We start from the raw sequence: 17,611 nt of genomic DNA on the forward strand, positions 1-17,611 counted from the left end.
CGGACGGTGCCCGGCTTGCACCCCTGTTGTATCTAAGCTGTGCCCATGCCGACCGCCGCCTCGCCCCTCTCCCCCGCCGTGACCGCCGCCGACCGCGTGTACCGGCACGTCAAGCAGGGGGTGCTGGAACGCCGCTACGAGGGCGGGGTCCTGCTCACCGAGGGCGAGGTCGCCGAGGCCGTCGGGGTGTCCCGCACCCCGGTGCGCGAGGCGCTGCTGCGGCTGGAGACCGAGGGCCTGCTGAAGCTGTACCCGAAGAAGGGCGCGCTGGTGCTGCCGGTCTCCGCGCAGGAGATCGCCGACGTCATCGAAACCCGGCTGCTGGTCGAGGAGTTCACCGTGCGCAGGGCCGTGCCCGCCCCGCCCGCCCTGCTGGAGCGGCTCGCCGCCCTGCTCGCGGAGCAGCGACGGCACGCCGCCGACGGCGACATCGCCGCGATGATGACCGCCGACCGCTGCTTCCACGCCGAGATCGTGCGCCACGCCGGCAACCAGATCCTGTCCCGCCTCTACGACCAGCTCCGCGACCGGCAGCTGCGGATGGGCGTGGCACTGCTGCACGCGCACCCCGACCGGGTGGAGCGCACCCTCGCCGAGCACGCCGAGATCCTCGACGCGCTGCGCGCCGGGGACGTGGAGGCGGCCGCCGCCGCGGTGCGCGGGCACGTCGGCCGGGTCGAGGCGCTGGTGCGGGGGGCGGGCCGTTGAGCGCCGCCGCGGGCTCCGCGCCCTTGGACCCGCCCGGCGGGCGGCGGGCCGTCGCCGTCTGGTCGATCGGCGTCGCCGTGTACTTCGTCGCCGTCATCTTCCGGACCAGCCTGGGCGTCGCCGGACTCGACGCCGCCGACCGCTTCCAGGTCAACGCCTCCGCGCTGGCCACCTTCTCCCTGCTCCAGCTCCTGGTCTACGCGGGCATGCAGATACCCGTCGGCCTGATGGTGGACCGCCTCGGCACCAAGAAGGTGCTCACGCTGGGCGCCGTGCTCTTCACCGCCGGGCAGATCGGCTTCGCCCTCTCGCCCTCGTACGGCATGGCGCTGGCCGCCCGCGCCCTGCTGGGCTGCGGTGACGCGATGACCTTCATCTCCGTGCTGCGGCTCGGCACCCGCTGGTTCCCGGCCCGGCGCGGGCCGCTGATGGCCCAGCTGGCCGGGCTGGTGGGCATGGCCGGCAACCTCGTGTCCACCCTGGTCCTGGCACCCGTCCTGCACGGCGTCGGCTGGGTGCCGGCCTTCGCGGGCAGCGCCGTCGCCGGGCTGGTGGTGCTGGTGCCGCTCGTCCTGTTCCTGAAGGACCACCCCGAGGGGTACGGGACCGCGCCCGTCGCGCGCGGGGCCTCCGGCGGGTTCGTACGCCGTCAGATCGCCGACTCCTGGCGGGAACCCGGTACGAAGCTCGGGCTGTGGGTGCACTTCACCACCCAGTTCCCCGCGATGGTGTTCCTGCTGCTGTGGGGGATGCCCTTCCTCGTCGAGGCGCAGGGGCTGACGCGGACCGCCGCGGGCGGGCTGCTGACCCTGATCGTGGCCTCGAACATGGGCTTCGGGCTGGTCTACGGGCAGGTCGTCGGCCGCCGCCAGGCCGCCCGGATCCCGCTGGCCCTCACCACCGTCGCCGTCACCGCCGTGCTGTGGGCCGCCGTCCTCCTCCACCCGGGGGACCGGGGGCCGATGTGGCTCCTCGTCACCCTCTGCGTGGTCCTCGGGACCTGCGGACCGGCCTCGATGATCGGCTTCGACTTCGCGCGGCCCGCCAACCCCGCCGAACGGCAGGGCACCGCCTCCGGCATCACCAACATGGGCGGCTTCCTCGCCTCGATGACCACCCTGCTCGCGGTGGGCGTCCTGCTCGACGCCACCGGGGACGACTACCGGATCGCCTTCTCCTCGGTCTTCGTCCTACAGCTTCTGGGCACTACCCAGATCCTGCGGCTGCGCGGGCGCGCGCTCGCCCGGGAACGCTCCCGCGCGACGGCTTCCGCACCGGCCGCACCGGCCGCACCGACCGCGGTCCCCGCCGGGGATCCGGCCCCACCCCCGGCCGCCGCCGGGGTCTGACGCGCGGGGTCTGACGCGCGGGGCCCGACGCCGTCGCGCGGCGGGGCCCTACGGGGTCACGGAGAACGCCGCCAGGATGGCCTGCGCCAGCTCCTGGTCGCCCTCCGCCTTCACCCGGTCGGCGACCGTGCGCGGCCGCACCCGGCCCGCGGCGAGGCGTACGTACGTCTCCCAGTCCAGGGTGAGCGTCACCGCCGGGCCGAGCGAGGGGGACTTGTCCAGCGTGCCCCGGCCCGCCGCGTCCACCCGTACGGTCCGCATGAACTCCAGGGGCCCGTGCACGTCCACGACCACCGCCGAGTTCGCGGGCGCGCCCGCCCCCTTCGCGACCACCTTCGGCAGCCCGGACAGCAGGATGTCCCGGGCCACGTACGCGCCCGGGGAGTCCCAGTTCCCCGGCACGCCCAGCGCGGCCCGCAGGTCCTGCTCGTGGATCCACACGTCGAAGGCGCGCAGCCGCAGCGCGTGCTCCAGCGTCACCTGGTCGCCCAGCGGCCCGCGCACCATCGTGGCCGGATCCCGCTTCTCGTTCCGCAGCTGGCGCGCCCGCCGGATGACCGTGTACTCCAGCTCCGAGGTCATCTCGGGAGCGGTGTGGTGCCGGCGGACGTCAACCTGCACTTCCATGTACCGGGTGAACTCGTCCACCACGTGCCGCAGATCGCGCGGCAGGGTGTGGATCGGCCGGGGATCGCCGAGCTGCTCGCACTCGATCCCGATGATGTGTGACACCACGTCACGGACGGACCAGCCGGGGCAGGGCGTCGCCCGGTTCCAGTCGGCCTCGGGCAGCGGGAGGACCAGCTCGGATATCGCCTCGATGGAATGCGTCCACGCGTCGGCATAGGGCTGAAGGCTGGGATGGACGGTCAACGGGACCCCTCGCGTGCTGTTCAGTGGCGCGTTCAGTGGCGCGTTGTGGACTGTGCCCAAAACTACGCCGCCGGTGAGCACCCCGGCAGTGCTTTCGTGTGACGATCGTAGGCCTGAGTCGACGGCTGACAAGCCAGGACGGTGGTACTGTGCGCGCCTCGCTGATCCAAATCGCGGTGAATGAGGGGGAGTCGGTGGCTTCCCGGCGGTCCCGGGTGGCCGAACTCGTACGGGAACAGGCGGGTTCCGATCTCGTCGTGCTGCCCGAACTGTGGACCGTGGGCGCCTTCGCCTACGAGCAGTTCGAGACCGAGGCGGAACCGCTGGACGGCCCCACCTACGAGGCCATGTCCAAGGCGGCGCGGGACGCCGGCGTCTGGCTGCACGCCGGTTCGGTCGTGGAGCGCGCGGGCGACGGCTCCCTCTACAACACCGCCCTGACCCTCTCCCCGACCGGCGAGCTCGCCGCGACCTACCGCAAGATCCACCGCTTCGGCTTCGACCAGGGCGAGGCCGTCCTGATGTCCGCCGGCACCTCCCTGACCACGGTGACCCTGCCGGAGCAGACCCTCGGCATCGCCACTTGCTACGACCTGCGGTTCCCGGAGCTGTTCCGGGGCCTGGTCGACGCCGGAGCGACGACGATGGTCGTCGCCGCGGGCTGGCCGGCCCGCCGCCGGTCCCACTGGACCCTGCTGAACCGGGCGCGGGCCGTGGAGGACCAGTCGTACGTCCTCGCCTGCGCGCTGGCGGGCACGCACGCGGGCGTCGAGCAGTCCGGGCACAGCCTGGTCGTCGACCCGTGGGGCGAGGTGCTGGCCGAGGCGGGGCCGGGCGAGGCCGTCCTCACGGTGGACCTCGACCCGGCGAAGGTCGCCGAGACCCGCGAGCAGTTCCCGGCGCTGAAGGACCGGGCGCTGGGCGTCCGGACCCCGGGAGGCGAGCGGTGAGCACGGCCGACGAGCGGGCGCAGGAGAAGGCCGTCGAGGCGGCGCACGTACCGCACGACCCCGCCCCCGGCGAGCGGACGGCGCGGGACCGGGTGCGCGCGGAAGCCACCGGCATGGCGCACCACGAGGCCGTCGAGTCCCTGGAGGCGGCCCGCGGGGCGGGCGCCGACCCGGCCGTCGTGGCGGAGTGGCAGCGCATCACCGAGCACCTGGAGGCCCACGGCGGCCCGTACGCCCCGGGCTCCGACCCCTTCGCGCAGGGCCAGCTCGCGGCCCGCGCCCACCACGACGAAGGCGCGGGCGACGGGCCCGAGGAAGAGGAAGAAGGGGCCGACGAGGCCCCGTAGGCGCGGCCGCCGACGGCGTCAGGCGGCGCCACCGGCGGCCTCCCCCTCCCCCTCCTTCTCGGACTCCTTCTCCGACATCCGGATCACGCACACGGCGACCGCGATCAGCAGCGCCGCGTCCGCGTCCTCCCGGATCACGTCGACGGCGTAGGTATCGCGGATCCGGTACCACTGGCGCGAGACCAGCGCGAGCAGCTCCCCCGCGTACTCGATCTTGAACTCGCGCTCCCGGATCCGGCCGCTGACGTCGAGTTCCGTGCCCTCGACCAGGGTCACCCGGTAGTGGTCGCGCAGCAGCGAGAGCCGCTTGCGGCGGATGACCGCGAGCCGCCGCTCGTCGCGCTCCAGCGTCATCGCGTCGCGGAGGGAGAACGCCTTCTCCCGCAGGGTGATCAGGATCCGCCCGTCCGGATCCTTGAGCTCCAGCGTGTCGCGCAGGCGCAGCGCCTTCCCGTCGACGAGGAAGGCGTGCCGGCCGTCCTCGTCCTCGATCCAGTAGTCGTCCCCGATGGCCAGCAGTTTGTCCCGAACGAGGTATTTCATGCGGTGATCGCTGCCCGCGATAGGTTGCCGTCATGCCTCTCCTCTACGTGACCGACCTGGCGTACCCGGCGCGCGGCCGCCGCTACGGCGACGAGGACATATTCCTCACCTCCCGGCTCCGCGAGCACTTCCCCCTCGCCCTGTGCCACCCGCTGGACGCGGCGGCCCTGATGGGCGGCTTCGACGCCGTCGTCGTCCGCAACAGCGGCCCGGTCCTGCACTACCAGCAGGCCTACGACGCCTTCCGCACGGCCGCGCTCGCCACCGGCACCCGCGTCTACAACCCGCTCCACGGCCGCGGCGACATGGCCGGCAAGCAGTACCTGATCGACCTCACGACCGCCGGATACCCCGTGATCCCCACGATCGACGACCCGGCCGACCTGCACCTGCTGCCCGAGGTGCCCCTGTACGCGGTCAAGCCCAAGCAGGGCGCCGACTCCATCGGCCTCACCTTCACCGCCGACCCGGCCGGCCCGGCCGGCGAGGTCCTGGTCCAGCCGCGGATCGACTTCGCGTACGAGGTGTCCTTCTACTTCGTCGACGACGCCTTCCAGTACGCCCTGTACGCCCCCGACCCGGCACGCCGCTGGGAACTGGAGCCCTACGCGCCGACCGCCGACGACCTGGCCTTCGCGCGCCGCTTCATCGCCTGGAACACCCTCGCGCACGGCATCCAGCGCGTGGACGCCTGCCGGGCGCCCTCCGGTGAGCTGCTCCTGGTCGAGCTGGAGGACCTGAACCCGTACCTGTCCCTGGACCTGCTCCCGGAGCCGGTCCGGGAGGCGTTCGTGTCGGCCCTCGTCAGCTCGCTGCGGTCGTTCCTGGAGTCGGCTCCGGACGCTCCGTAGAACCGCGCCGCCAGGGCCGCAGCAGCAGCCGGCGCCCGGGGACCTCGATCCAGGTGTGCAGGGCCCACGCGAGGGCCAGGGACACGGAGAAGGCCGCGCCCAGGACCAGCAGCCCTCCCGACCACATCGGCAGCTTCGGGTGTCCGCCGAAGAGGTACTCGCCCGCCCTGATCACCAGGATGTGGACCATGTAGAAGGCGAAAGAGACCTCGCCGAGCTTCACGCTGATCCGGCCCCGCCAGGGCGAGGGCTCGCCCCGCAGGTCGGCCTGCGCGGCGGCCGCGATCAGCGCGGCGAAGCCGACGATGGTGCAGGCGGTGGTGCGGTAGCCGTAGTCGGCCTGGTAGCTGAGGAAGTAGCCGCCCATGGTCAGCGCGAGGGACACCGTCAGGCCCGGGCCGCGCCAGCGGCCGGAGCGCACCAGCTCGGCCAGGGCGATGCCGAGGAGGAACTCGGGGAGCCGCAGGAGCGGGAAGAAGAAGTCCCGCCAGATGGTGCCGTCGGGGACGTCGGTCAGCTCCATCACCGTGGGGACCGCCACCACCACGGCCAGGCTGAGCGCGGCGAGGGCCGCGGCGGAGCGCCAGCCGAGGCGCCGCAGCGGCCAGATCAGCAGCGGGAAGAGGAAGTAGAAGAACGCCTCGCAGGCCAGGGACCAGCTGACGGGGTTCAGGCCCTGGAAGTACGGCACCTCCGGCACCCAGGACTGGACGAGCAGCAGGTTCGCCGCGAGCGGCCCCGCCTGCGGCATCGTGCCCGGCGCCAGGAACACGGCCAGCGCCAGCGCGAGCCCCACGGTGACCAGGTGCAGCGGGTACACGCGGGCGAACCGGCGCCGCCAGAACCGCACGATCCCGCGGCCCACGGGCGCCGCCGCGGTCGACCAGGCGAGCACGAAACCGGACAGCACGAAGAAGAACGAGACCCCGGTGCTGCCGACGCCGAAGGCGAAGGTGACCAGGTCGTTCGCGCGTCCGCCGAAGTACTCGACGATGTGCACGTGGTAGAAGAACACCATCAGGGCGGCGGTCCAGCGGAGCCCGGTCAGCGAGGGCAGCGCCACCGGCCGCCCGCCCCGCACCCCGGCCGCCGCGCTTTCCGTTTCGGTACCCCGCGCCCCGGGCCCGGCTATGAGATCTGTGGTCGACACGCGCGGCAACCTAGCACGCATGTTCCTTCCGCATTGCGTTCGCAACCATCCCGTCACCGTCCGTGTGGCCGGGATGCGCGCACCTCGTCGCACGGCCGTGACGGGCGGTTCACGCCCGGATGGCAAGCTTGAAGCATGAACGATGCTGCCCCGGCGCCCACCCCCGCGCCCGCGCCCCGACGTGCCCGTGTCCGTGCCCCCGAGCTCACCGGCAAGGGCGGCTGGCTGAACACCGGGGGCAAGGAACTCACCCTCGCCGACTTCCGGGGACGCATCCTGATCCTCGACTTCTGGACCTTCTGCTGCATCAACTGCCTGCACGTCCTCGACGAGCTGCGCGAGCTGGAGGAGAAGCACCGCGACACCGTGGTGATCGTCGGCGTGCACTCGCCGAAGTTCGTCCACGAGGCCGAGCACGCGGCCGTCGTCGACGCCGTCGAGCGGTACGGGGTCCACCACCCGGTGCTGGACGACCCCGAGCTCGCCACCTGGAAGCAGTACGCCGTGCGGGCCTGGCCCACGCTCGTCGTCATCGACCCCGAGGGCTACATCGTCGCCCAGCACGCCGGCGAGGGCCACGCGCACGCCATCGAGCGGCTCGTCGCGGAGCTGGAGGCCGAGCACGAGGCCAAGGGGACCCTGCGGCGCGGTGACGGGCCCTACGTGGCGCCCGAGCCGGTCGCGACCGACCTGCGCTTCCCCGGCAAGGCCCTCCTGCTGCCCTCGGGGAACCTCCTGGTGTCGGACTCCACCCGGCACCAGCTGGTGGAGCTCGCCCCGGACGGGGAGAGCGTGGTGCGCCGCGTCGGCAGCGGCTCGCGCGGGTTCACCGCCGAGAGCTTCAGCGAGCCGCAGGGGCTGGCGCTGCTGCCCGACGGCCGGGTCGTCGTCGCCGACACCGTCAACCACGCGCTGCGCGTCTTCGACCCGGTCTCCGGGTCCGTCGAAACCGTCGCCGGCACCGGCCGCCAGTGGTGGCAGGGCTCGCCGACCTCCGGCCCGGCCCTGGAGGTCGACCTCTCCTCCCCCTGGGACGTGGCCTGGTGGCAGGGCAAGGTGTGGATCGCCATGGCCGGCGTGCACCAGCTGTGGACCTGGGACCCCGAGGCCGGGGCCGTCGAGGTGGCGGCAGGGACGACCAACGAGGGCCTCGTCGACGGACCGGCCGCCGAGGCCTGGTTCGCCCAGCCGTCCGGGCTCGCGGCCGCCGGGGACCGGCTGTGGATCGCCGACTCCGAGACCAGCGCCCTGCGCTACGTCGAAGCGGGCCCGGACGGGTACGCGATCGTCTCCGCCGTCGGCAGCGGCCTGTTCGACTTCGGCCACCGGGACGGCGACGCCGCCCAGGCCCTGCTCCAGCACCCGCTCGGCGTGACCGCCCTGCCGGACGGCTCCGTCGCGGTCAGCGACACCTACAACCACGCGCTGCGCCGCTACGACCCCGCCACCGGGCAGGTCTCGACGCTGGCCACCGACCTGCGCGAACCCAGCGACGCCGTGCTCGTCGGCGAGGACATCGTGGTCGTGGAGTCCGCCCGGCACCGGCTGACCCGGCTGCGGCTCCCCGAGGAGGCCGTACGGGTCGACGCGGTCGCCCACCGCACCCAGCGGGCCGCCACCGAGGTCGCCGCCGGCACGCTGCGCCTCGACGTGGTGTTCCAGGCTCCGGCCGGCCAGAAGCTGGACACCCGCTACGGCCCCTCCACCCGGCTGCTGGTCTCCTCGACCCCGCCGGAACTCCTCGCGGAGGGCGAGGGCCAGGGCACGGACCTGTCCCGGGACCTGGTGCTGAACCCGGAGGTCTCCGAGGGCGTCCTGCACGTCTCGGCGATGGCCGCGTCCTGCGACGACGACCCGGCCAACGAGTACCCGGCCTGTCACGTCCACCAGCAGGACTGGGGGGTCCCGGTCCGCCTCACCCCGGAGGGCGCGACCCGCCTCCCGCTGGTCCTCGCGGGCCTGGACGACCGCTAGTGCCGTGAGACGAGGAAGGGCCCCGCACCGGCCGTACGCCGGTGCGGGGCCCTTTCCTGTCGGCCGGCCGGTACGTCAGCCCTCCAGGAAGGCCAGGAGGGCGTTCGCGAGGAGGTACGGGTCGTCCGCGCCGCAGAGTTCGCGGGCGCTGTGCATGGAGAGGATGGCCACGCCGATGTCCACGGTCTGGATGCCGTGGCGGGCGGCCGTGATCGGGCCGATCGTCGTGCCGCACGGCATCGAGTTGTTGGAGACGAACGTCTGCCACGGCACGCCGGCCCGCTCGCAGGCGCCGGCGAACACCGCGCGGCCGCTGCCGTCCGTCGCGTACCGCTGGTTGACGTTGACCTTGAGGATCGGGCCGCCGTTGGCGCGGGGGTGGTGCGAAGGGTCGTGCCGCTCCGCGTAGTTGGGGTGGACGGCGTGGCCGGTGTCCGAGGACAGGCAGATGGTGCCCGCGAAGGACCGGGCGCGGTCCTCGTAGGAGCCGCCGCGTGCGAAGACTGAACGTTCCAGCACGTTGCCGAGGAGCGGGCCGTCCGCGCCGGTGTCCGACTGGGAGCCGTTCTCCTCGTGGTCGAAGGCGGCCAGCACCGGAATGTGGTCGAGCCGGTCGGCGGAGGAGACGGCGGCCAGGGCGGCGACGCCCGCGTGCACCGACAGCAGGTTGTCCATCCGCGGCCCGGCGAGGAGTTCGCGGTCACGGCCCAGGTAGGCGGGCGGCTCGATCGAATGGACCATCAGGTCCCAGCCGGCCACCGAGCCCTGCGGCAGGCCCTCTTCCTCCTCAAGGAAGGCGATCAGGTCGCCCTCGCGGGCGTCGCCCAGACCCCAGATCGGCTGCATGTGCCGCTGCTTGTCCAGCTTGAGGCCGTCGGTGTTCACCGACCGGTCGAGGTGGACGGCGAGTTGGGGCACGCGCAGCAGCGCGCGGTCGATGTTGACGAGGCGTTCGGTGCCGTCGCGCAGCGTCAGCCGGCCCGCCAGGCCGAGGTCCCGGTCCAGCCAGGTGTTGAGCAGGGTGCCGCCGTAGATCTCGACGGCGACCTGCCGCCAGCCCTGGGATCCGGTGTCCGGTACCGGCTTGACCCGCAGGTTGGGGGAGTCGGTGTGCGCGCCGACGATCCGGAAGGGGGTGTGCGCCGCCGCGCCCTCGGGGACGTACCAGGCGATGAGGGCACCCCCGCGGAGTACGAACCTGCCTCCCGTGCCCGAATCCCAGGCATCCGATTCCGACAACTGCCTGAAGCCCGCCTTCTCCAGCCGCTCGGCCGCGTTGGCCACGGCGTGGTACGGCGACGGACTGGCCGTCAGGAAGGTCATCAGATCGTCGGTGTGTCCGCGGTCGAAGCGGGCGGGAGAGGTCATGTGGTTCACCTTAACGACGGTCGTGTTCGCCATGGCCGGACTGCGGCGGATAGCGGAAAGGTCGAGGAGCGCGGCGTGTGTGGCCCGCAGTCCCTTCGCGATCAGCCCGGCGGACGCTCGAATCTGCGCTGCAGCTGCCTGCGCTCGCCCCGGCGGATGCGCGGGAGCATCTCGGGGGTCTGCGCGGGGCGCTGCGCGCGTCTTTTGCGTCCGGCGCAGAAGATACAGGCCTCGCCGGGAGGAGCATCGGGGTCGATCGGCGCGCCGGGGTGTTCGGAGCACCCCGACGCGTTGCGCGGCCGGGACAGTTCCCGGGCCACGATGAACGCGCGGTGGAGGTCGTCCGCGATGCGCACGAAGTCCTGGTCGGCGGAGCCGAGGGTGAGGTGGAAGCGCTGCTCGTCGATGGTGCGCAGGTAGTGGCGCAGGACGTCGAGGCTGTACGGGGGGTCGGGCACGGGGTAGCCCAGGCGGCGCTGTTCGCCGGCGGCGGGTCCGCTGGGGCGGGCGCCCTGGAGGCGGCGGCCGAGGCGGCGCCGGTCGTTGCAGATGAGGCAGCGGCCCCAGCCTTCGGGTGCCTCGGGGTCGAGCGCGCCGTTGGGGTGTTCGGCGCACCCGGTGTAGCTCTTGGCGGGGGCGAGGCCGGCGGCCGTCTGGAAGGCGACGTAGAGGGCGTCGGCCACGGGGTCGTACTCGGCGGGGTGGGCGCCGTCGTAGAGCTCCTTGACCCGGTCGCCGAGGGCGCCCACGTTCGCCTGGAGCTCTTTGAGGGCGTACGGCCGTCCGGTCGGGACGGAGTACCCCCTGCTGCCGTGCTGCTCCTGTGGACTCATGCCTACGAGCGTCCCACGAACCGCCGACAACAGTGGCCGGACCCCCCTGGGGAGGGTCCGGCCACGGTCCGTACGTACACCGCGTACGAGGGTTTCGGCGGGGCGCGGTGCCTTAGAAGGCGGCCTCGTCGAGGTCCATGAGGGAGTTGTCGACGACCTCGGCCAGCTGGCGCTGGACGGAGACGCCCGGCAGCACCTGGGAGGCGAAGAACTTCGCGGCGGCGATCTTGCCCTGGTAGAAGGGGACGTCCTTCGCGGAGGCGGTCGCGAGCTTCTCGGAGGCCACGGCCGCGCCCTTGAGCAGCAGGTATCCGACGACGACGTCGCCGGAGGCCATCAGCAGGCGGGTCGTGTTCTGGCCGACCTTGTAGATGTTCTTGACGTCTTCGCCGGTGGCGGTGAGGTCGACGATCATCTGGCCGACGATGGCCTCCAGGTCCACGGCGGCCTTGGCGAGGGCGTCGCGGGCGGGGGCCAGGTCGTCGCCGCCGACGGCCTCGGCGAGGAACTTCTTGATCGTCTCGGAGAGGACGTTCAGCGAGGCGCCCTGGTCGCGGACGATCTTCCGGAAGAAGAAGTCCTGGCCCTGGATGGCCGTGGTGCCCTCGTAGAGGGTGTCGATCTTGGCGTCGCGGATGTACTGCTCGATCGGGTATTCCTGGAGGTAACCGGAACCACCGAAGGTCTGCAGCGACTGGGCGAGCTGCTCGTAGGACTTCTCGGAGCCGTAGCCCTTGACGATCGGCAGGAGCAGGTCGTTGAGGCCGATCTCGGCGGAGGCGTCCTCGCCGGCGGCCTGCTTGACCTGGATCTCGTCCTGGACGGAGGCCGTGTACAGCACGAGGGCGCGCATGCCCTCGGCGTAGGCCTTCTGCGTCATGAGCGAGCGGCGCACGTCGGGGTGGTGCGTGATGGTGACCTTGGGCGCGGTCTTGTCCATGAAGTTGGCCAGGTCCGGGCCCTGCACGCGCTCCTTGGCGTACTCCAGCGCGTTGAGGTAGCCGGTGGAGAGGGTGGCGATGGCCTTCGTGCCGACCATCATCCGGGCGAACTCGATGATCATGAACATCTGGCGGATGCCGTCGTGCTTGTCGCCGATCAGCCAGCCCTTGGCGGGGTGCTGGTCGCCGAAGGTCATCTCGCACGTGTTGGAGGCCTTGAGGCCCATCTTGTGCTCGACGTTGGTGGCGTAGACGCCGTTGCGCTCGCCCAGCTCGCCGGTCTCCCAGTCGAAGTGGAACTTCGGGACGAGGAAGAGGGACAGGCCCTTGGTGCCGGGGCCGTGGCCCTCGGGGCGGGCGAGGACGTAGTGGAGGATGTTCTCCTCCATGTCGTGCTCACCGGAGGTGATGAAGCGCTTCACGCCCTCGATGTGCCAGGAGCCGTCGGCCTGCTCGACGGCCTTGGTGCGGCCGGCGCCGACGTCCGAACCGGCGTCCGGCTCGGTCAGGACCATGGTGGAGCCCCAGCGCTTCTCGACCGCGATCTCGGCGACCTTCTTCTGGGCCTCGTTGCCCTCTTCGAAGAGGATGCCGGCGAACGCCGGGCCGGAGGAGTACATCCAGACGGCCGGGTTCGCGCCGAGGATCGTCTCCGCGAACGCCCAGATGAGGGAGCGGGGCGAGGTGGTGCCGCCGATCTCCTCGGGCAGGCCCAGGCGCCAGTACTCGGAGTCCATGAAGGCCTTGTAGCTCTTCTTGAAGGACGCCGGGACGGGCGCGGTGTTCGTGGTCGGGTCGAAGACCGGCGGGTTGCGGTCGGCGTCCTCGAAGGAGGCGGCCAGCTCGTTCTCGGAGAGCTTGGTCATCTCGCTGAGGATGGTCCGCGCGGTGTCGGTGTCCATCTCGCCGAACGGGCCGGTGCCGTACAGCTTGTCGCGGCCGAGCACCTCGAAGAGGTTGAACTCGATGTCGCGGAGATTCGACTTGTAGTGCCCCATGGCGACGGCTCCGTTAAGGCTCGGTGAGACGGGTTCCTCGTGCATACCACTCGGTAACAACATGATGCTACCCGTCGGTAATAAGAGCAACCCTTTGACCGGCGACTGTGACCAGCATCAAGCCAGGAGAACCGGAGCGCCGCTGGAAGTCCAGGCCCGCGGCAGGTCGTCCCCGGAGCCCGCCCGGGCCCCGCCCGCCGCCCGGACCCCCCGGGCGGCGGGCGCCGGGCCGCGCGGGACGCCGAGCGCGTCCTCGACGCGCAGGACCGGTACGGGACCCGCTGACGGCCGTGCCGCCGGCCGGCTGAGCCCCGGTCAGGAGGCCGCCGGGGCGCGGTGGCCGGTACCGGCCGGTACGGGTGCGGGCGCTCGGTAGGGTGGGCCGCATGTACGGCTACGACCAGACTCCGGGCGCCCAGCAGCAGGGCTACGCGCAGCAGCCCCCGCCCCAGCAGGGCTACGCGCAGCAGCCGCCGCTGTACCCCGAGCCCTCGCCGCCGTCGCTCGCCGACGCGGTCCGCGCCTTCACCACCGGGTCGCTGTCCGCCGAGGACTTCCAGCAGATCTTCGCCACGTCGAAGGTCTACTGCCCCCGCGGGGAAACCCCCGGGTTCCTGGCCCTGCACAACACGCAGCAGCCGGTGATCCCCATGTTCACCACGCTCAAGGAGCTCCGCCGGTACGCCGGCAAGGAGTCCAAGTACTTCGTCATCACCGGCGCCGAGGTGATCGACCTGCTGCCGACCGGCTACGGGTTCGTCCTCGACATGGAGGGCGACCACCGAATGGTGTTCGACGCCAAGGCGGTCGAGCAGATGGTCGACTTCGCGATGCGCCGCATGTACGGCTGAGCACCGGGCCGGTGGCGGGCGGATGCTGAGGGTGCACTTCACGGCCGAGGACCTGTTCAACGTCACCTTCGCCGCCGAGCCGCTCCCGCTGGTGGAGCTGGCGTCGGCGCTGGCCGCCTGGCAGCGCACCGACGAGCAGGCGGTCTTCGGCCGCTGGCGCCTGCGGGTCTCCCGGGAGCTGCCCGGGAGGGCGCGGCCCCTGCTGGACCTGCTGCGCCCCGACGGGGACAACCCGGAGTTCGTCGAACCGTACGCGCGGACCCTGGAGGAGGGCCTGGCGGCCGTACGGGAAGCCGGGCCGCTGCTCACCGCCGCCCAGCTGGGGCGGGCCGCCGCACGGGCCCCCGGCCCCGCCTCCTGGCTGCGCGCGCTGTGGGACCGCGACCGTGAGGCCTGGGACGCGCTCGACGGGGCCCTCCGGTCCGCGCACGAGACGGTCATCGCCCCGCAGTGGCCCCGGATCCGGCAGTCGTTCCGCGCCGACGTCGCCTGGCGCACCCGGCTGCTCGCCACCCACGGCATCAAGGCCTGCCTCGCCGGCACCCACCCCCGCGCCGGCTGGTCCGGAACGGTCTTCGAGGTGGACCTGCCGCCCGACTACGAGGTGCGCCTCGGCGGGCGCGGGCTGATGCTGATGCCCTCGCCGTTCTGGACGGGCCGGCCGCTGCTCGCCGGCCGGCCGGACGGCTCGCACGTCCTGGTGTACCCGGCGATGACCCCGCTGCCGTTGGTGGGGCCCGGGCCGGCAGAGGGCGCGCTGGACGCGCTGCTGGGGCGGACCCGGGCGGCCGTGCTGCAGTCGCTGGTGGAGCGGCGTACGACGAGCGAAGTGGCCCGGGACCTCGCGATCAGCCTGCCCTCGGTCTCCGAGCACACCCGCACCCTGCGCGCGGCCGGGCTGATCACCACGGAACGGGACGGCAGGGCGGTCCTCCACTCGGTCACCGGGCTCGGCGCGGACCTCCTGCGCAGCGGCGGCTGAGCCCGCGCGGCTCCCGGTCCCGGCGGCCCCGGCTCCGGCGACCCCGGCGACCCTTCGGGCAGGCCCGAAAGGTTCGCGGTGCCCCCGTGCGGGGGCGAACATCGGTGCTGCGGGAGTGCGGCGCCGGGTACGGGGGTCCCGGCGGCCGCCCCGCGGGGCCCGGCGGCCCCCGCCTCCTCAGGCCGTCGCGCGGGCGGCGCGGCGGTGGGTCACCGCGGCGACGGCGCACCACGCGAGGGCGGCCGCCACCGCGGCGGCGGCTCCCGCGGCCAGCACCGGCGGCTCCGGGCGGAAACCGAGCGCCAGCCGGGTTCCGAGGAACACGAGGACGAAGCCGACCCGGCCGGGCCCGTACACGGGGACGAGCGCGGCCGCGGTTCGCAGGACGGCGGTGGTGACCACTCCGGCCGCGGCGCACACGGCGAGCAGGCCCCACGGGGAGCCCGGGCCCGCGGGCGGCAGGCCGTACTCCTCCGGACCCAGGCGGAACGACGCCGCGGCCCAGCCGAAGCCCAGCGCGAGCGCGGTGACGCCCACCACCCACAGGGCGTGCCGCCACAGGGGTCCCCGCCTGCGGGTCTCTTCCTGCTGTTCCTCGTCGCCCGTGACGTCGTCGAAGCTGAAGAAGTCCATCACGTCCGGTAGGACGCGCGTTCGGACGCAATGGTTGGGGCCCCGGGGGAATTGACCCGGGGTCCTTTCCGTTGAGGGCGGGTGTGGCAGAAAGTTCGAGTTTCAACTAAACTCGACGCAGAAGGAGGTCCTGACCATGCCCGCAGTGACTGTTGAGAACCCGTTGGCCCTTCCGCGTGTGGCCGAGCCGCAGACGGCGGCCCCCCGCAAGGTGCTGGCCGTGAGCACGGCCCCGGGTGGATTCGAGGGCGAGGGGTTCCCGGTGCGCCGCGCGTTCGCCGGGATCAACTACGAGTACCTCGACCCGTTCATCATGATGGACCAGATGGGCGAGGTGGAGTACGCGCCGGGCGAGCCCAAGGGCACCCCCTGGCACCCGCACCGCGGCTTCGAGACCGTCACCTACCTGATCGACGGAACCTTCGTCCACCAGGACAGCAACGGCGGCGGCGGAGTCATCAACGGCGGCGACACCCAGTGGATGACCGCCGGATCGGGCCTCCTGCACATCGAGGCACCGCCGGAGTCCCTCGTCGTGTCGGGCGGCCTCTTCCACGGCCTCCAGCTGTGGGTGAACCTCCCGGCCTCCGACAAGATGATGCCCCCGCGCTACCAGGACATCGGCGGCGGCCAGGTCCAGCTGCTGACCACCCCGGACGGCGGCTCCCTGCTCCGCGTCATCGCCGGTGAACTGGACGGACACCAGGGCCCGGGCATCACCCACACCCCGATCACGATGATCCACGCGACCGTCACCCCGGGCGCGCAGATCACCCTTCCGTGGCGCGAGGACTTCAACGCCCTCGTCTACGTCCTGGCCGGGCGCGGCTCGGTCGGCCAGGAGCGGCGTCCGGTCCAGAAGGGCCAGACGGCCGTCTTCGGCGAGGGCGGCTCCCTCACCGTCCGGGCGGACGAGTCCCAGGACTCCAACGCCCCCGACCTGGAGGTCGTGCTGCTCGGCGGCCGCCCCATCCGGGAGCCGATGGCGCACTACGGGCCGTTCGTCATGAACAGCAGGCACGAACTCCAGCAGGCCTTCGACGACTTCCAGGCGGGCCGGCTCGGCCGGATCCCGACGACGGAGCGCACGAAGTAACGGGAGTGCGGGTACCCGGAGCCGTACGGGTACCCGGAGCGGTACGGGCCCCGCGCGAGCGAGGCCCGTCGCCGGTGGACGGTCAGGGGCCGCCGGCCGGCCGGCGGGTCCCGACCGCCGCGTAGTGCTCGCGCAGTTCCGAGACCACGCCGAAGACGGCGGCGGTCAGCGGGACGGCGAGGAGCATGCCGAGGATCCCCGCGACGCTCGCCCCGGCCGTGATCGCCAGCAGGACCACCACGGGGTGGACGTGCACGGTCCGGCTCTGGATCACGGGCTGGAGGACGTTGCCCTCCAGCATCTGCACGGCGAACACCACGCCCAGCACCCACAGCGCGATCACCCAGCCCCGCTCGGCGAAGGCGACGAGGACCGCCACCGCGCCGGACAGGAAGGCCCCCAGGTAGGGGATGTAGGCCGTCACGAACACCAGCGCGCCCAGGCCGGCCGCCCCCGGGACGCGCAGCACCAGCAACCCCGCGGTGATCACGACGGCGTCGATCAGGGCCACGAAGGTGGTCCCGCGCATGAAGCCCTCCACGGCCTCGAAGGCCCGCCGCCCCATGGCCTCGATCATGTCGCCCGCGCCGGCGGGCACGAGCGAGCGCAGGGTGCCGGCCGCCCGGTGGGAGTCGCGGAGGAAGAAGAAGACCAGCAGCAGGGCGAGCAGCGCGGTCGCGAGCAGCTCGACGACCACGCCGAGCCCGGTGACCAGTCCGGAGGCGGCGGTCCCGCCGAACTTCGCGAGCAGCTCCTTCGAGTTCTCCGCCAGGTCCTGGAGGGAGGTGCCGAGCGTGCCGAAGTGCTCCGCGAGACCCGCGCCCGCCCGCCGCAGCGACTCGACGATCTGATCACCCGTCCGGACGAGCGCGAGGACCAGGACGTACGCCGTCCCGCCGATCACCGCGACCACGGCCAGGCAGGTCAGTGCCGCCGCCAGGGACCGGCTGACCTTCATCCGGACCAGCCGCCGGTACAGCGGCCCGAGCAGCGCCGTCACCAGGAGCGCGAGCAGGACGGGCGTGACGGCGCTCTGGAAGACCACGCACAGCCACACCCCGACGGCGAGGACCCCCGTGACCAGCAGGACGACCGCCGACCAGGCGGCGAGCCGGCGCACCGGTTCGGGCAGCAGGGAGGTCGGCATCGCCGGTCCGCCTTTCC

General features: G+C 72.7%; 17 protein-coding genes. 9 read left to right on the forward strand and 8 right to left on the reverse strand.

Annotation, left to right across the window (positions count from 1 at the left end; all coding sequences use genetic code 11):
* The first annotated feature begins 45 nt into the window (after positions 1–45).
* Both ABZZ17_RS08500 and ABZZ17_RS08505 read left to right on the forward strand, forming a co-directional pair.
* Positions 46–708 carry a GntR family transcriptional regulator gene (locus ABZZ17_RS08500; protein ID WP_356873409.1) on the forward strand — a complete coding sequence of 221 codons (663 nt, stop codon included), beginning with the start codon at positions 46–48 and terminating at the stop codon, positions 706–708.
* The gene (locus ABZZ17_RS08505; protein WP_356873411.1) at positions 705–2,057 is read left to right on the forward strand and encodes an MFS transporter; all 1,353 of its coding nucleotides are present in this window, start codon (positions 705–707) and stop codon (positions 2,055–2,057) included. Before ABZZ17_RS08500 ends, ABZZ17_RS08505 begins: the two co-directional genes overlap by 4 nt.
* 48 nt (positions 2,058–2,105) lie before the next feature.
* On the opposite strand, the gene ABZZ17_RS08510 is transcribed toward ABZZ17_RS08505, so the two are convergent.
* Complete coding sequence (locus ABZZ17_RS08510; protein WP_356873413.1) at positions 2,106–2,930, reverse strand: maleylpyruvate isomerase family mycothiol-dependent enzyme; 825 nt, start codon at positions 2,928–2,930, stop codon at positions 2,106–2,108.
* 149 nt (positions 2,931–3,079) lie between these two features.
* Here ABZZ17_RS08510 and ABZZ17_RS08515 point away from each other — a divergent pair, with 149 nt between their 5' ends.
* Both ABZZ17_RS08515 and ABZZ17_RS08520 read left to right on the forward strand, forming a co-directional pair.
* Positions 3,080–3,880, forward strand: coding sequence for a carbon-nitrogen family hydrolase (locus ABZZ17_RS08515; protein ID WP_356873415.1), 801 nt, complete (start codon positions 3,080–3,082; stop codon positions 3,878–3,880).
* On the forward strand, positions 3,877–4,227 hold the full coding sequence (locus ABZZ17_RS08520) for a hypothetical protein (protein WP_356873417.1): 351 nt from the start codon (positions 3,877–3,879) through the stop codon (positions 4,225–4,227). The genes ABZZ17_RS08515 and ABZZ17_RS08520 overlap by 4 nt, the downstream gene beginning before the upstream one ends.
* Positions 4,228–4,245: 18 nt before the next feature.
* On the opposite strand, the gene ABZZ17_RS08525 is transcribed toward ABZZ17_RS08520, so the two are convergent.
* A complete protein-coding gene (locus ABZZ17_RS08525; protein ID WP_356873419.1) occupies positions 4,246–4,770 on the reverse strand; it encodes an LURP-one-related family protein in 525 nt (174 codons plus the stop codon).
* A gap of 32 nt (positions 4,771–4,802) precedes the next feature.
* On the opposite strand from ABZZ17_RS08525, the gene ABZZ17_RS08530 reads away from it, so the two are divergent.
* Positions 4,803–5,621: a hypothetical protein gene (locus ABZZ17_RS08530; RefSeq protein WP_356873421.1), complete on the forward strand. Its 819-nt coding sequence runs from the start codon at positions 4,803–4,805 to the stop codon at positions 5,619–5,621.
* On the opposite strand, the gene ABZZ17_RS08535 is transcribed toward ABZZ17_RS08530, so the two are convergent.
* Positions 5,575–6,771 (reverse strand): acyltransferase, encoded by a 1,197-nt coding sequence (locus tag ABZZ17_RS08535; RefSeq protein WP_356873423.1) that lies wholly within the window; start codon positions 6,769–6,771, stop codon positions 5,575–5,577. The genes ABZZ17_RS08530 and ABZZ17_RS08535 overlap by 47 nt on opposite strands.
* Before the next feature lie 135 nt (positions 6,772–6,906).
* Between ABZZ17_RS08535 and ABZZ17_RS08540 the strand changes: the two genes are divergently transcribed.
* Positions 6,907–8,745 carry an NHL domain-containing thioredoxin family protein gene (locus tag ABZZ17_RS08540; protein ID WP_356873425.1) on the forward strand — a complete coding sequence of 613 codons (1,839 nt, stop codon included), beginning with the start codon at positions 6,907–6,909 and terminating at the stop codon, positions 8,743–8,745.
* Positions 8,746–8,820: 75 nt separating this feature from the next.
* Here ABZZ17_RS08540 and ABZZ17_RS08545 read toward each other — a convergent pair whose 3' ends face one another.
* The 3 genes from ABZZ17_RS08545 to ABZZ17_RS08555 form a co-directional block, all read right to left on the reverse strand.
* Positions 8,821–10,113, reverse strand: coding sequence for a M18 family aminopeptidase (locus tag ABZZ17_RS08545; RefSeq protein WP_356873427.1), 1,293 nt, complete (start codon positions 10,111–10,113; stop codon positions 8,821–8,823).
* Between the two features lie 101 nt (positions 10,114–10,214).
* Complete coding sequence (locus ABZZ17_RS08550; RefSeq protein WP_356873429.1) at positions 10,215–10,946, reverse strand: hypothetical protein; 732 nt, start codon at positions 10,944–10,946, stop codon at positions 10,215–10,217.
* A 112-nt stretch (positions 10,947–11,058) separates the two neighbouring features.
* On the reverse strand, positions 11,059–12,885 hold the full coding sequence (locus tag ABZZ17_RS08555; protein WP_356873587.1) for an acyl-CoA dehydrogenase: 1,827 nt from the start codon (positions 12,883–12,885) through the stop codon (positions 11,059–11,061).
* Positions 12,886–13,271: 386 nt separating this feature from the next.
* Here ABZZ17_RS08555 and ABZZ17_RS08560 point away from each other — a divergent pair, with 386 nt between their 5' ends.
* Both ABZZ17_RS08560 and ABZZ17_RS08565 read left to right on the forward strand, forming a co-directional pair.
* Positions 13,272–13,736, forward strand: a complete 465-nt coding sequence (locus tag ABZZ17_RS08560) for an SseB family protein (protein WP_356873431.1) — start codon at positions 13,272–13,274, stop codon at positions 13,734–13,736.
* A gap of 22 nt (positions 13,737–13,758) precedes the next feature.
* Entirely contained in the window at positions 13,759–14,718 is a 960-nt protein-coding gene (locus tag ABZZ17_RS08565; RefSeq protein ID WP_356873433.1) for a winged helix-turn-helix domain-containing protein, read from the forward strand.
* 177 nt (positions 14,719–14,895) lie between these two features.
* On the opposite strand, the gene ABZZ17_RS08570 is transcribed toward ABZZ17_RS08565, so the two are convergent.
* Complete coding sequence (locus tag ABZZ17_RS08570) at positions 14,896–15,351, reverse strand: hypothetical protein (protein WP_356873589.1); 456 nt, start codon at positions 15,349–15,351, stop codon at positions 14,896–14,898.
* A gap of 136 nt (positions 15,352–15,487) precedes the next feature.
* On the opposite strand from ABZZ17_RS08570, the gene ABZZ17_RS08575 reads away from it, so the two are divergent.
* Entirely contained in the window at positions 15,488–16,447 is a 960-nt protein-coding gene (locus tag ABZZ17_RS08575) for a pirin family protein (RefSeq protein ID WP_356873435.1), read from the forward strand.
* Between the two features lie 82 nt (positions 16,448–16,529).
* On the opposite strand, the gene ABZZ17_RS08580 is transcribed toward ABZZ17_RS08575, so the two are convergent.
* On the reverse strand, positions 16,530–17,594 hold the full coding sequence (locus ABZZ17_RS08580; protein WP_356873437.1) for an AI-2E family transporter: 1,065 nt from the start codon (positions 17,592–17,594) through the stop codon (positions 16,530–16,532).
* Positions 17,595–17,611: the final 17 nt, after the last annotated feature.

Origin of the sequence: Streptomyces sp. NPDC006512, from assembly GCF_040611935.1 — a bacterium.
Classification (GTDB): Bacteria; Actinomycetota; Actinomycetes; order Streptomycetales; family Streptomycetaceae; genus Streptomyces.

Coding starts and splice junctions, on each gene's coding strand:
- ABZZ17_RS08530 (WP_356873421.1), top strand. CDS start 4,803: ATGCCTCTCCTCTACGTGACCGACCTGGCGTACCCGGCGCGCGGCCGC.
- ABZZ17_RS08545 (WP_356873427.1), bottom strand. CDS start 10,113: ATGACCTCTCCCGCCCGCTTCGACCGCGGACACACCGACGATCTGATG.
- ABZZ17_RS08560 (WP_356873431.1), top strand. CDS start 13,272: ATGTACGGCTACGACCAGACTCCGGGCGCCCAGCAGCAGGGCTACGCG.
- ABZZ17_RS08525 (WP_356873419.1), bottom strand. CDS start 4,770: ATGAAATACCTCGTTCGGGACAAACTGCTGGCCATCGGGGACGACTAC.
- ABZZ17_RS08565 (WP_356873433.1), top strand. CDS start 13,759: ATGCTGAGGGTGCACTTCACGGCCGAGGACCTGTTCAACGTCACCTTC.
- ABZZ17_RS08570 (WP_356873589.1), bottom strand. CDS start 15,351: ATGGACTTCTTCAGCTTCGACGACGTCACGGGCGACGAGGAACAGCAG.
- ABZZ17_RS08555 (WP_356873587.1), bottom strand. CDS start 12,885: ATGGGGCACTACAAGTCGAATCTCCGCGACATCGAGTTCAACCTCTTC.
- ABZZ17_RS08580 (WP_356873437.1), bottom strand. CDS start 17,594: ATGCCGACCTCCCTGCTGCCCGAACCGGTGCGCCGGCTCGCCGCCTGG.
- ABZZ17_RS08540 (WP_356873425.1), top strand. CDS start 6,907: ATGAACGATGCTGCCCCGGCGCCCACCCCCGCGCCCGCGCCCCGACGT.
- ABZZ17_RS08550 (WP_356873429.1), bottom strand. CDS start 10,946: ATGAGTCCACAGGAGCAGCACGGCAGCAGGGGGTACTCCGTCCCGACC.
- ABZZ17_RS08500 (WP_356873409.1), top strand. CDS start 46: ATGCCGACCGCCGCCTCGCCCCTCTCCCCCGCCGTGACCGCCGCCGAC.
- ABZZ17_RS08575 (WP_356873435.1), top strand. CDS start 15,488: ATGCCCGCAGTGACTGTTGAGAACCCGTTGGCCCTTCCGCGTGTGGCC.